This is a genomic window from Actinoplanes derwentensis, assembly GCF_900104725.1.
GTDB lineage: Bacteria > Actinomycetota > Actinomycetes > Mycobacteriales > Micromonosporaceae > Actinoplanes > Actinoplanes derwentensis.
In genome coordinates this window covers 10,530,151-10,543,917 of sequence record NZ_LT629758.1, presented here as the reverse complement: position 1 = coordinate 10,543,917, position 13,767 = coordinate 10,530,151, and the positions used below count along the sequence as shown (strand labels likewise).

General features: G+C 69.6%; 9 protein-coding genes. 3 read left to right on the top strand and 6 right to left on the bottom strand.

All coding sequences use genetic code 11. The features are described 5' to 3' along the window. Positions 1 to 12: 12 nt before the first annotated feature. A complete protein-coding gene (locus BLU81_RS51345; RefSeq protein ID WP_157752124.1) occupies positions 13 to 4,236 on the bottom strand; it encodes a polymorphic toxin-type HINT domain-containing protein in 4,224 nt (1,407 codons plus the stop codon). Positions 4,237 to 4,283: 47 nt separating this feature from the next. Then, positions 4,284 to 5,375, bottom strand: coding sequence for a hypothetical protein (locus tag BLU81_RS47060; protein ID WP_157752123.1), 1,092 nt, complete (start codon positions 5,373 to 5,375; stop codon positions 4,284 to 4,286). Positions 5,376 to 5,782: 407 nt separating this feature from the next. On the opposite strand from BLU81_RS47060, the gene BLU81_RS47055 reads away from it, so the two are divergent. After that, positions 5,783 to 8,164, top strand: a complete 2,382-nt coding sequence (locus BLU81_RS47055; protein ID WP_092556231.1) for a ricin-type beta-trefoil lectin domain protein — start codon at positions 5,783 to 5,785, stop codon at positions 8,162 to 8,164. A 39-nt stretch (positions 8,165 to 8,203) separates the two neighbouring features. Here BLU81_RS47055 and BLU81_RS47050 read toward each other — a convergent pair whose 3' ends face one another. After that, complete coding sequence (locus BLU81_RS47050) at positions 8,204 to 9,664, bottom strand: flavin-containing monooxygenase (RefSeq protein ID WP_092556229.1); 1,461 nt, start codon at positions 9,662 to 9,664, stop codon at positions 8,204 to 8,206. Beyond that, positions 9,661 to 11,313, bottom strand: a complete 1,653-nt coding sequence (locus tag BLU81_RS47045; protein WP_092556228.1) for a GMC oxidoreductase — start codon at positions 11,311 to 11,313, stop codon at positions 9,661 to 9,663. Before BLU81_RS47045 ends, BLU81_RS47050 begins: the two co-directional genes overlap by 4 nt. An 88-nt stretch (positions 11,314 to 11,401) precedes the next feature. Here BLU81_RS47045 and BLU81_RS47040 point away from each other — a divergent pair, with 88 nt between their 5' ends. Continuing rightward, complete coding sequence (locus BLU81_RS47040) at positions 11,402 to 12,181, top strand: alpha/beta fold hydrolase (protein WP_092556226.1); 780 nt, start codon at positions 11,402 to 11,404, stop codon at positions 12,179 to 12,181. Here the strand turns inward: BLU81_RS47040 and BLU81_RS47035 are convergent. Next, entirely contained in the window at positions 12,162 to 12,371 is a 210-nt protein-coding gene (locus BLU81_RS47035) for a hypothetical protein (protein WP_157752122.1), read from the bottom strand. The genes BLU81_RS47040 and BLU81_RS47035 overlap by 20 nt on opposite strands. A gap of 111 nt (positions 12,372 to 12,482) precedes the next feature. On the opposite strand from BLU81_RS47035, the gene BLU81_RS47030 reads away from it, so the two are divergent. Next, a complete protein-coding gene (locus BLU81_RS47030) occupies positions 12,483 to 13,241 on the top strand; it encodes an SIR2 family NAD-dependent protein deacylase (RefSeq protein ID WP_092556223.1) in 759 nt (252 codons plus the stop codon). A 21-nt stretch (positions 13,242 to 13,262) separates the two neighbouring features. On the opposite strand, the gene BLU81_RS47025 is transcribed toward BLU81_RS47030, so the two are convergent. After that, positions 13,263 to 13,721: a MaoC family dehydratase gene (locus tag BLU81_RS47025; protein ID WP_092556222.1), complete on the bottom strand. Its 459-nt coding sequence runs from the start codon at positions 13,719 to 13,721 to the stop codon at positions 13,263 to 13,265. Positions 13,722 to 13,767 lie beyond the last annotated feature (46 nt).

Genomic DNA, 13,767 nt, shown 5'->3' with positions numbered 1-13,767 from the left:
CAGAAACAGCGATCAGTTCTTTCGATACGGATTGGTTCGCCAACTGACGATATAGCCCCCGAGCCCCTCACCCTCGTACAACCATTCCGTCTCCCGAGTCGACAGAGCATTGTCGAGCTCGTAGAGCTTACTCATGGGGACACGGAAGTGACCGATGTCAGGAGCCTTCTCGATGACATCTCTGCGCACTTCCCAGTCTGTCGTATTAGCGATCGCCTCGACATCCATCGCCACCGACACGAACGGGCTGAAAGACTTGTCCCACTCCCGGGCATGCTTGTTCGCGATATCTTTCTTGAACTCGGGGTTCCCCTTGAAAACCTCGAACATCGCCGTTGCCGTATCACCCTTGAGGACAGGTCGCACGGAATCGGGGTCGTTCCGGTCGGCGAACCTGTAGACGTCTACGAAGACTTCGCACTCATCGCTGTTGTGCGTGAGCAGCGATGCGGCGCCGGCGGTCACGTAGAAGGTGTGGATGTCCGCGACGGTGAGGTTGTGGACGCGGGTGTCGGCCGTGCGCTGCCCGATCGCGGTGATCTGGACGTGGGTGCCGGCGCTGGTGCGTAGCCACTGCCCGGGCGCCAGGTGTTCCGCGTCGGCCCACTCGGAGAGAGCCGGCACCCAGAACGGGTGGTTGTGGGTGGCGGTGACGGTGGCCGTCGATGTCCCGGTGTCGACGGTGATGTCGACGAGCTTCTTGTCGCCGTCACCGATGATCGTGGCGGTGACCGGCTTCGCGGCGGTGACGCCGGTGACCGGATCGGTGGCCAGCACCATGTCACCGATGGTCAACCGCTCGATGGGGCGGGTGGTGCCGTCGGCCAGCAGAACGGGTGTGCCGGGCAGGAAGCTGTTCCGCCGGTCGTCACAGTCGTCCTGGTCCTTGGCCTTCCGCTTCAGCTTGCGAGCGAGTTCGAGGAGTACCTCGCGGCGCTTCTTGGCGTCCTTGACCTTCTTGACGAACTTGACGATCTTCGGAATCGCTTTGGCGATCTTGTAGCCGGCACGGACGGCTTTGATACCGCCGAGCAGGCCCGCGAGACTCCAGAGGCAGGCTTCGATGTTGCCGTCGCGGAAACAACGGACCAGGTCACCGGCACCGGACAGTTCGAACAGCAGGTCGGCGGCCTCGACCTGGAGGAAGTCGAGGACGCTGGTCCCGGCGTCGGCGTGTGCCTGACGCAGTTCCGCCTGTTGCTCGGCGGTCAGATATTGCAGCAGGTCGGGGTCGAGGGGATCCAGGGTGCCACCGGCTGCGGCGTCGGCGATGGCCTGGGCCTGCCGCTGGCGCTCGGCCTCTTCCGCGCGGTCCGCCGCCCGCTGCGCGTCGACGGCATGTTGCAGGGCGCTGTTCGCTGCCTGGGCAGCGCTGTCCGCGTGGCGTTGGGCGCTGTCGGCTGAGCTGCGAGCCAGCGCGGCGTCGGCTTCGGCGTTGGTGGCGGCTTGGCGGGCTGCCGCCGCGTCGGCTTCGGCCGCGGTGGCGGCCTGGTCGGCGCGGTCGGCGTCGTTCTGGGCGTCCTGGGCGCTGCGCCCGGCGGCATTGGCGTCGCTGGCCGCGGCGTTGGCGGCGGCACGGGCGGCGGTGGCGTCGGCGCGGGCCTGGGCGTCGTGGCCGGCGGCTCTGGCCGCGGCGAGACGGGCGGCCGCGCCGTCGGCGGCGGCTTCGGCGGCGGACTGCTTGGCCTCGGCCGCGGACGTCGCCGCGGCTGCGGCCGATCGGGCGGCCTTGGCGGCTTCCTGATAGGCGGGTTTGACGTGGGTGGCGGCCCGGTCGGCGGCCTCGGTGGCCAGCCTGGCCGCTTCCAGGGCCTCGGTCGCACGGGCGCTGGCGGCGGCGGCCTGCTCGGCGCCGATGACCTTGGCCTGCTCGGCGATGCGGATGACGAAGTCGGCGTCGATGTCGGTGCCGGCGAACGGCCGCACCATCGCGATGGCGGTGTTCGCGGGGTCGGCGATCCCGGCCGCCGAGATGGCCGCGGCGTGCGAGGCGGCGACCGCGTCGTCGGCCTGCGCACTGGCGGCGACGGCTTCGGTCGTGGCCGCCTGCGCGGCGTCGCGGGTCCGGTCAGCGGCCCGCAACGACTTGCCGGCCTCGTCCTGGGCCTGCGATGCCAGCCGCTGGGCGGCATTGGCGGCGGCCGCGGCCTTCACCTGCTGAGCGGTGGCCTGTGCGGCCTTGGCGTCGGCCTTGACCCGGGCCGCGTGCGTGGCACGCGCACCGGACTCGGCCTTGTCCGCCGCCGCGTCGGCGGCCTTCGCCGCGGCCTTCGCCTGCTCGTACGCCGCCCACGCCAGCTGAGCGGCGTGCTGCGCCCGGTTCGAGGCGGCCCGCGCATTCGCGGCCGCACCCGTCGCGGTGTTCGCCGCGGCACGAGCCGAACGGGCGGCGTTACCGGCGGTGACAGCCTCCTGATCGGCGATCGCGGCCTGCTCCTGCGCCTCACGCTTCTCGGCTTCGGTGTCCGCCGACGCCGCCGCGGCACGCAACGCCTGGGCCTTGGCCTTGGCGGTCTGCTCGTCGCGTTCGGCAGCGGTGGCCGCGTCACGGGCCTGCCTGGCGACACCTTCCTGCTGCCACGCCCGCTCGTCAGCCCCCGCCGCCGCCTGCTCGGCGTCCGCCGCCTTGGTCCGCGACTGCCCGGCGATCCCGGCCTGCCGATCAGCCTCACCACGAGCGGTGGAAGCGATGGAGGCCTGGCGTTCGGCCTCGATGCGGTGGCGTTCGGCGTTGGCGCGCTCGTCCTCGGCGATCTTGCGCTGCCGGGCGGCCTCGGCGGCCTGGTCCTCGGCGATCTTGCGCTGCTGGGCGACCTTCGCCGCTTCGACCGCGGCGGTGCGTTCGGCGGCCTCGGCCTGCTGCCGGGCGGTCTTGGCGCGGGCCGCTGCGGTCTTGGCGGCGGCGGCCTGCTTCTCCGCGGCGGTGGCGAGCTTCGCGGCCGCGGCGGCGTGTTCCACGGCGTGCTGATGCCAGGTGATCGCCTGCTGCTCACGGGCCGCGGCCTGCGCCTGCGCGCCCTGGGCGTTGTTCGTGGCGATCGTCGCGGTGATCGCGTGCGCGGCGGTCTGGGTCGCGTTGACCGCGGCGCTGGCGGCCTCGTTCATGCCCTGGGTGATCCGGGCCCACTCGATGCCGTACTCCAGGCCCGTCTCCACCAGCACGTCAGTGGCCAGGGTGGCCTTGGCGGCGGCGACCCGGGTCAGCTCGGCGGCGTTCTGCACCCGCTGCAGTTCGGCGGCGGTCAGATCCTTGACCGTGGTCAGCCGGCTGTTCTTGACCGCGACCGTGTCGCTACCGGTGATGATCCGCTGGGCTTCCCGCGCGTTGTTGGCCGCCCCGCCCATGGCGTTGGCGACCTGCATCAACGCCTTCACACCCTCGCCATGGGCGATCATCAACTGCCGGCGGGCCTCGTTGGCCCGCGCCGACCGCTTGGCCAGATCGGTGAGTTCCTCGGCGGCCTTGTTACGTTCTTCCAGGTCCTTGAGGTGCTGCTCCCACTCGGCGGCATCCGCGTTCGCCGCGGTCAGGTAGCCGGTCTTCAGGAACGTGGCGATCGCCGTGTCCCCACCGGCCAGCGCCGCCTCGGCAGCCCGCTTGACCTGCGACGCCTCAGCCGCCCCGGCCGCGATGATCTGCACCCGCTGGCGTAGTTCCGCAGCCCGTTCCAGGGTCCGCTTCGCGGTCTGTTCGTCACGCTCACGAGCGATCCGAGCCCCATAAGCCAGGAACAACACCCGGTCGTACGCGGAACCGGCCAGCACCCGGGTGACCTCGGCGTTGAAGTAGCCGCCCGCCGCACCGGTGCCCTTCATCGCCTTGACCTTGGCCAGGTTGTCAGCGGCCTCCTTGTACTTACGATCACTGACCTGCTGGTCCAGGATCGGCATGTCCTCCATGACGAACTTCATGATCACCGCGTTGTCACCGGTGGCCAGCGCCGCCAGCGCAGCGTCGCGGATCTCCGGCTCCTCAGCGGACTCGGCGGTATCGGCCACCCACTGCCGCCACCGCTCGTCCATCTCCGGCACACCCTCGCTGCCGTCCCACGGATCGGTCACCAGCGGCGGGACCGGGATCTCCGGAAGCTGAGCCGCCTGCGGCACCGCGGAACGCGGCGACGCCGACACCGACGGCGGCACGTACCCCAACGTCACGACGAGCGTCACCGCCAGCGACAACAACGTCGCCGAACGGACCCGTCTCCAGAGACCGGGCATGCGGATGCTGTTCATGGCACCTGATTCCTTTTATTACCTGAAGGCGATGAGGGTGGGAGGGGTCAGGGCTGCATGCGCAGCTCGCCGGCCAGCGCTTCCTCGTAACGGTCGGCCCAGAAGGCAGCCCGGCCGGCGGCGTTGTCCCGCTCGATGAGCCACTGCTGCGCGGTGGTCTGCGCCGAACCGGCGACAGCAGCCCAGTTCGGGTTGTCCGTGGCAGCCGCGGCCGCGTCCACCGCGATCTGCCGCCAATGCGCCGCCTGCTCGGTGGCGACCCGTTCGGCCTCGTCCCACGTGCCGGCCATCGGCTCCGCCTGACCGCCGACCAGCTCCCACGCACGAGCCGCGACAGCCAGCTTCTGCGCCTTCGCCTCATCCGCGGCGGCCAGCGCGGCCTTCTCCGCGTTACGGGCGTTGGTCTCCAACTGCGTCAGGTTCGCCCGGCCCACCATGTCGGCGTCCGCACACCGCACCTTCAGAATCTCCAGATCCACCGCCGCGGCGGCAGCCCAGTCATAGGCGAAGAACTCCACCACATCCGCGTCCGAACCGTCCGCGCCCACCGCGAGTCCCGCCGCGGCACGCACGTTCATCCCCGGATCGGTGTCACGCAACCGGGCCACGAACGCCCGATCCTCGGCCCGCAACGCCGCCGCCTGCTCACCGACCGCCTCCCGAGCCGCGCGGTCACGCAGCTTGGCCTGCTCGTAACCGGTCTTCGCGAAGGCGTCCAACGCGGCCGCACCTCGCGACAACGCGAACTGCGCGGCGGCATGCACCTCCGGCGCGAACTCCGGCGTGTGCGTAGCCAGGATCCGCTCGGCGAAATCAGCGTTCGCGGCGTTCAACTCCCGCGAATAGCTCACCGCGAACGGCAACTCCGACTTCAAGAACCGGGCTACCGCCGCTTTGACCAGGCGCGCTTCGACGGTGATCGCGTTGCGGGCCGCGACCCGCACCAACGCCCGCGTGTCATACAACGCCAGATGAGTCACATAAATCAGGTCAGCCGCCGCCGGGTCAACCGCCGCAGCGGCCATCACCACCGATGACGGGGCTGCCCACACCGGCGTCGGCCCCATGGTCAGCAGGCCCGGAACCGTCACCAGGGCAGCCAGAAGAACGGCCCCACGGGCCGTCGGTCGCGAATTCATTAAATTATCCCCCGTGATTCACAGAAATTCCGCCGACACAGCGACCGCCGAGGGCCCCCGCACCTGGACAGGCGGCACCTGCCAGGTCGGACAGCGGGGGGATAGGCGACAGCGGATCGACGACGGCAAACACATTTCATTCATGCTCGCCGAATCCTGAGTGCATCTAACACGACCGGCGACCGGCCCGCCACCCCGACCCGATCAACCTGAGAAACCCATTTCTCAAATATTACAAAAATTACCTAACCATTAACGGGTAGCCGAAATGCTATTGACGCACATCCACAGGGTCCGTACCGTTCGCGCTTCCGGGCCGGGAACACGACTGCGTTCCCGCATGCCCTCGCCGCCCTCTTCCGCATCGGCGGCACCAGCACGTTCACTCACATACCAACGGGGATTTCATGCACACTTCCACCAGGCGACCACACGCCGTCCGTGGTCTGCTCATCGCGGTCACCGCCTCAGCGTTGGTGACGCTGATCACCAGCCCGGCCCTCGCCGTGACTCCACCGGCCCCGGTGCCGTCACCGACCCCCGTGGTCACCACCTCACCGGGAGCGCCGAAGACGGCCACCCGCCAGGCCGCGCCGGCCGACCCGTCCCCGGCCGGCGCCCCGACCGTGGCGGCGAAGGCTCTCGCCGCCGAGGATCCGATCGAGGATGACGGACTGCCCACCGGCATCCCGGACAAGATCAAAGCGGCCCGGGAGATCGGTATCGAGCCCGGCAACGACTGGCTCAACCAGACCGACCGCAACTTCGTGTTCAAGATCTGGCAGCACACCGCCGAGCAGCCGCTGATCCGTAACGCCGCCGAGCTGGCGCTGTCCGCCCCGGACAGCACCATCGACTGGGTCTGCAAGTCGTTCATCCTGCAGGGCATCTTCGAGGCCAAGGTCGCCGACGACGCCAAGCAGATCAGCGACGACACCGCCGCTCGTCAGGCCCGCGAACTCAAACGCGCCGCCTACGCGGCCGCCAAGGTCCCGCTCGACGCCGCCGGGGAGATGCTGGTCTACCCGGAACACCAGGTCATCGCCGAGATCATCACCAAAGCCACCGGCCCTCGGGTGAAGGCCGCCGCCACCACCGCCTACAACGGCACCCCTGAGGAACGTCACGCCTTCCTGCTCACCGGTGTGCAAGCAGCGGCTGACCAGGACGTCCAGGACGAGATCATCGCCGCTGAGATCAAGGGCAAGATCGAGCAGGAACGCATCGCCCGTGAGGGAACCCTGCGCGCCGCGGCCGCCGTCCTCGGCGTCCTCGCCGACGAGGGCAAACTCGCCATGACCGACGACAACTTCGTCCGCTGGATCTGGGACCTCACCGACGGTGACACCCGCCGTGCCGAGATCGCCACCGCCGCCCGTACCGCGGTCCGCAACAGTGACCCGGCCGCTTGGCGCGCCTTCATCGAGACCGGCATCTACACCGCCAACAAGGCCGACCGCGCCCGCCTCGAAGCCGAAGCCGAGGCCGCCGACCGCCGTAACGCCGAGAGCATCCGGACCAAGGCCCGCACCGACGGCTTCGACAACCTCGTCACCGCCGCCACCTGGGCTCTCGCCGTCGCCGGCCCGGACACCGTCAACGACTTCGTCCGCACCGGCCGCACCCGGGTCGCCCCGGACACCGACAACCGGCCCAGCCGCCAGTCCTGGCAGTGGCGCAACCAGAACTCGGAGAAGTGTCTCGCCGCCGCCGGTGACAGCCTCACCAACGGCGCCCTGCTGGTGCAGGCCGACTGCGTCGACAACGACCGGCAGCGGTGGATCGCGATGCGCGTCTACAGCACCCCGGACCGCTACCGCATCGTCAACGCCTACGACCGCACCAAGTGCGCCGCCCTCTCCGAGCGGACCGCCGCCGACAACATCAGGTTCGCCATCGCCACCTGCGGCATCTCCGAGGTGGCCGACCAGTCCTTCAAGTACACCAAGACCGGCGAGCACTACACCTGGATCAACGGCTTCGCCACCCGCGCCGTCACCGTCCAGAACGCCAGCCGCGACCACGGCGCCGCCGTTCTCAGCTACGCCGTCAACGGCGGCACCAACCAGCTGTGGCACCCCACCAACACTCGGCTGCTGGTCGACCAGGAACTCGGCGAGGCGAAGTTCCTTACCTCCCACAACGGATACGCCGTCCGGCTGCAGGGCGACGGCAACGTGGTGATCACCAAGGGCGGCCTGCCGCTCTGGAACACCAAGACCACCACCGGCGTACGGCTGATCAACCAGGCCGACGGCAACCTGGTGCTGCGCAAGTCCGACGGCATCGCGATCTGGGCCTCCAACACCTACGGCAAGGGACCCAGCACCCTCAGGATGCAGAACGACGGCAACCTGGTGCTCTACCGCAACAGCGACAACACGGTCACCTGGAGCACCGCGACCCACCACGGCACGATGGTCAGCCGTTGGAACAGCAAGTGCATCAACGTTCCCGGTACGACGTTCACCGACAGCACCCAGCTGGAGATGCGCACCTGCAACAGCAGCAGCCTCTTCCAGGCGTGGCAGTACGACTCCGCCACCAAGCGCTTCATCAGCTTCAACGGCAAGTGCATGGACACGCGGAGTTCGGGCACGACCAGCGGCACGGTGCTGCAGATCTACACCTGCAACACCTCCAACGCCCAGAAGTTCGAGTACTACTCCGACAACTCGTGGCGCAACGTGAACTCGGGACTGTGCATCGACATCCCCAGCAGCAACCGCAACGACGGCGCCAAGCTCACCACCTGGACCTGCAACGGCGGTACCAACCAGAAGTGGTGATCGGATAGGCAGTCATTGACAGTGGCGGGGCCCGGAGCGTCATCCGGCCCCGCCACTGTCGTCCCGCACCACAGCGGGCCGGAAGTCGGCCCGGTCGAGGACGGCGGTACGGCGGCGGTACTCCGTGGCACTGCCCGGCCAGTTCGTGACGATGCGGCCGGCGGCGGTGCGGTACCAGGACTGGCAGGCCGACCAGACACTGGTGGACAGACGGGACTGGATCTCGGTGTCGTAGGCGGCCGCCACCTCCGGGCGTACCTCCATCGTGGTGCCTTGTGCCACCGACCGCACCGCCTGGGTGATCCAGCGGGCCTGGGCCTCGTGGAAGTAGATGACCGAGGTGTTGCCGGTGTTGGTGTTCGGGCCGTAGACCAGGAACATGTTGGGGAAACCGGGCACGGCCAGGCCCAGGTAGGCGTGGGCGCCGCCGGACCACGCGCCGGCCAGGCTCACGCCGTCGCGGCCGGTGATCTCGATAGGGGCCAGGAAGTCGGTGGCGGCGAAACCGGTGCCGTAGACCAGGACGTCGCACGGGTGGTCGGTGCCGTCGGCGGTGCGGATGCCGTCCGGGGTCACCGCGATGATCTTCTCGGTGATCAGGTCCACGTCGGGGCGGTTCAGGGTGGGCAGCCAGGCGTTGGTGAAGAGCAGGCGTTTGCAGCCGATCGGCTCGTCGGGGGTGACCTTGGCGCGCAGTACCGGGTCCCGGACCTGCCAGTGGCGCTGCACCCAGGAGTAGGCGCGGATCAGCGCGTTCACCGGCCGGTTGCCGTGCAGCGCGGCACCGGGCACCAGCGTCAGGCCCCAGGTGGCGGCCCGGGACAGCAGCATCAGGGCCGGAAGGCGCCGGGCCAGGGCCTGACGGAGCCGGCCGTACCGTCGATCCGGTTTGGGCACCGTCCACGGGGCAGTGCGCTGGTAGACGTCGATGTGCGTGGCCCGCCCGGCGATCGCCGGCACCAGCTGGATGGCGCTGGCGCCGGTGCCGACGACGGCTATCCGCCGGCCGTCGACCGGGATGCCCGGCGTCCAGTGTGCGGTGTGGACGGCGATCCCGGTGAAGGACTCGGCCCCGGGCAGGGCCGGGATGGACGGCCGGGACAGCTGCCCGACAGCCGGAATCAGCACGTCGGCCCGCACCTCTTCGCCGCCGGTGAGCGAGATGTCCCACGCTCCACTGGACCATACGGCTGACGCGACCTCGGCCCCGTACCGAATCAATGGCGTTACGCCCGTTTTGTCGGCGCAAGAGCGTAGGTAGGCGAGGATCTCGTCGTGCGGCGGATACCGTCGCGACCACGACGGATTCAGAGCGAACGAATACGAATACAGGGGCGCCGGCACGTCACACGCACACCCCGGATACGTGTTATCCCGCCACACCCCACCGGCCGACGCCGCCTTCTCCAGCACCACGATGTCGCGGAACCCGGCCTTGAGCAGCGACGCCGCCACCGCCACCCCGCCGAACCCGGCCCCGATGATCGCGATTCGGGTCACGGTCGCCGCCCGATGGTCAGCCGCAGCGCCGCGGGCGCCGTGGCGGGCACGACGGGCTGCCGGGGCGCGACCGGCGCGACCGGCTGATATCCGGATGCGGGCCGGGGGTCGGGCTCCCCCTTGTTGGGCCAGAGCGCGACGGCCCGTTCGGCCAGCGCGGTGATGGTGAGCGACGGGTTGACCCCGAGGTTCGCGGCGACCACGGATCCGTCGATGACGTGCAACCCCGGATGACCGAAGAGCCGGTGGTACGGATCCACCACGCCCTCCTCCGGGATGGCCCCGATCGCGCAGCCGCCGATGAAGTGCCCGGTCACCGGCCGCCCGGCCAGCTCGGTGATCGCGCCGGTGGGCACCCCGTCGATCTGCTCGGCGACCCGGCGGGCCACGTCGTGGGCGGCCGGCACCCACACCGGGTTGGGTTCGCCGATGCCGGGGCGGCTGCTGAGACGCCGGCCGAACAGGCCGCGCCGGGTGTGCACGGTGATCGAGTTGTCGAGCGGCTGCATGGCGAGCAGGACGATCGTCTCCCGGGACCAGTGCCGTGGGGAGACGTACAATCGCAAGTCCTTTCCGGCCTTGACCAGGGTTTTCAGGGCGATCAGCCAGCGCGGCCGGCCCTCGTCGACCAGGACGGTGGCGAGCAGGGCGAGGAGATTGCTGCCGGGCCCGTACCGGACCGGTTCGACGTGGGTGACCGGGTCCGGGTGGATCGATGAGGTGATCGCGACGCCGTGCGTGTAGTCGCGGCCGGCTCGGCGGGTGCGGGCGCCGAGGATGGATTCGGAGTTGGTACGGCTCAACTCCCCCAGTCTCGGCGAGATGTTCGGGAGCAGGCCCCGGTCACGCATCCGGTGCAGTAGCCGCTGGGTGCCGAGGGCGCCGCCGGAGAAGACGACCTGTTCCGTACGGAACGTTCGTTCTCGGGTCTCGACCAGGTACCCACCACCCGGCGCGGGCCGCACGGACGTCACCGTGGTCCGCTCGTGCACCTGGGCACCGGCTTTCTCGGCCAGGTAAAGATAGTTCTTGACCAGGGTGTTCTTGGCGTTGCCACGGCAGCCGGTCATGCACGAGCCGCACAGTGTGCAGGTGCGCCGGTCCGGTCCGGCCCCGCCGAAGAACGGGTCCCGCACGTCCACTCCGGGAGTGGCGCCGAACAGCACCCCGACCGGTGTGGGCCGGAACGTGTGCCCCACCCCCATCTGTTCCGCGACCGCCTTCAGCGCATGGTCGGAAGCGGTCAGGACCGGGTTGTCGGTCACCCCGAGCATCCGTTTGGCCTGGTCGTAGTAGGGCTCCAGCTCGGTCTTCCAGTCGGTGACCCCGGCCCACTGCGGGTCGTCGAAGAAGGTGTCCGGCGGCTCGTAGAGGGTGCAGGCGTAGCCGAGCGATCCCCCGCCGACGCCCACCCCCGACATGATCATCACGTCTTTGAGCAGGGTCAGGCGCAGGATGCCATAGCAGCCGAGCGCGGGCGCCCAGAGGTAGTCACGCAGCCGCCACGAGGTGGTGGCGAACTGCTCGTCGGTGAATCTGCGGCCCGCTTCCAGGACGCCGACGCGATAGCCCTTCTCGGTCAGGCGCAGCGCGGTCACGCTGCCACCGAACCCGGAGCCGATGACGAGGACGTCGTAGTCGTACGACATCGCCGTACCATCACACCGTTATTGGCAACATGTCAACAACGCGTTTCCAGGTCTTGCGCGAAGAGCGAAGACGTCTCATAAAAGACTGATGACCGAGCTGGCGTACGACCGTCGCGGCACCGGGCCCACCCTGGTCCTGATCCACGGGCTGGGCAGCCACCGTCACGTGTGGACCCCGATCCTGGACACGCTCGCCCGCGACCGCGACGTGATCACCCTCGACCTGCCCGGCTTCGGCGACTCCCCGATCGGCCCGTCCCCATTCGGCTACGGTTCGGTCTCCTGGTTCGCCGATCGAGTCGAGTCGTTTCTCGACGGGCTCGGCGTCGGCCGGTGCCAGGTGGCCGGCAGTTCGATGGGTGGCGGGACAGCGCTGGAACTGGGCCGGCGCGGCCGGGCCACCACGGTCACCGCGTTCGCCCCGATCGGCTTCTGGTCGGCGGCCGGCCGCCGCTGGAGCCAGTCGGTGGTCACCGCCGCCCGCGCCGCCGCGTCCCACTTGGACAGCCGCCTCCCGCAGATCATGGACTCCCCGGCCGGGCGCGCGGCCTTCTGCTCGCTCTTCTACGCCCGCCCCCGGCGACTCGACCCAGCCGACTGCGTGGCGGCGGCCCGAGCCCTCGCCTCCGCGCCCGGTTTCCCGGCGGCCCGCGACGCGTTCGCCGGTTTCCAAGCCCCGGTCGGAGACTTCTGCGAGATCACCATCGCGTGGGGTACGCGGGACGCGGTCCTGCCGTTCGCCCAGTCCCGTCGCGCCCGCGCGCTGCTGCCCGCCGCCCGGCACGTCACTCTGAAGGGTTGCGGTCATCTGCCGTTCGCCGACGACCCGGCGGCCTGCCTGGCAGCCCTCAACGCATCAGCCAGATGATGAACATCGCGAGGAGAAACACCACGGCGGTGACCGCGGTGACGACCCGTACCAGCAGGTTCATGGTCGAATCCGACCAACCTGGACGGTCCGGTGGGGCGGGTGCGGTCCAATCGCCGACCGCGGTGAGCAGGTAGTTTCCCACCTGTTCGAGGCGACGGCGGGCGTTGTCCCCCGGTTCTGACGGCATCAGCACCTCCCAAGGCGACGCCTACTCCCCCGGTCAACGAACCACTGCAGAATTAGGTTCTGCCAGACTCGGCCGCAGTGGCACCTACGTTCATCCGAGACGGGAGATCGAATGCACGACCTGCGCAAAGCGGCAGAGGCCCTGGCGGCGGCACAGCGGGTCGTCGTGTTCACCGGAGCCGGCATCTCGGCGGAGTCCGGCGTGCCCACGTTCCGGGACGCGCTGACCGGCCTCTGGGAGCGGTTCGACGCTCAGACGCTGGCCACCCCGCAGGCTTTCGAGGACGATCCGGAGCTGGTCTGGGGCTGGTACGAATGGCGGCGTTCGCTGATCCAGCGGGTCGCCCCCAACCCCGGCCATGCGGCGGTCACCACGATCCAAAACCGGGCGCCGCGTACGGTCGTCATCACGCAGAACGTCGACGACCTGCACGAACGAGCCGGTTCCCGGGATCCGATCCACCTGCACGGCAGCCTGTTCACCCCGCGCTGCGCCGGATGCGCCCACCCCGCCGAAGTCCCCGCCGCCACCGAACCGGACGAGGGCCGCCGCCTGGCCCCACCACGCTGCGCACACTGCTTCGCCCCGATCCGCCCGGGCGTCGTGTGGTTCGGCGAGGCGCTCCCCGAACAGGCCCTGGAGACCGCCGTCCAGGAGGCCACCGCCTGCGACCTGCTGCTGACGGTCGGCACGTCCGGCCTGGTCTACCCGGCCGCCGAGATCCCGAAGGTGGCGACGATGTTCGGCGCCACCGTGATCCAGGTGAACCCCCAGCCCACCCCACTGGACGCCACCGCCACCATCAACCTGCACGGCCCCGCAGCCACCATCCTCCCCGCCTTGACGGAGGCCGCATGGCCACTTCCGTGAGCAGTGGTCGCACGCCCGATCTCAGGCGTAGTAGCGGTAGACCGGGCGGGCGACGCACGCGGGTTTGGGGGCGCCGTCGATCTCGACGGTGAAGTCGTAGACGGCCTGTACGCCCTCGCCGGCCACCTTCTCGACGCTGACCACGGTGGCCGTCAGGCGGATTCGGGAGCCGACCCGGACCGGGCTCGGGAACCGGACCTTCTCCAGGCCGTAGTTGACGCCCATGGTGATGCCCTCGACGTGCAGCAATTGGGTGAAGAGTGGGATGACCAGTGACAACGTGAGGTAGCCGTGGGCGATCGGCGCACCGAACGGGCCCTGCGAGGCGCGTTCGACGTCGACGTGGATCCACTGGTGGTCGCCGGTGGCGTCAGCGAACGTGCTGATCCGTTCCTGGGTGATCTCCAGCCAGCCGCTGTGGCCGAGATCCGTACCGGCGAGGGAGGTCAGGCCGTCGAGTCCGTGGACGATTGTCGTCATGCCCGGCAACCCTGCCAGCCGGATCCACGCCCATCAACCCCTGGCG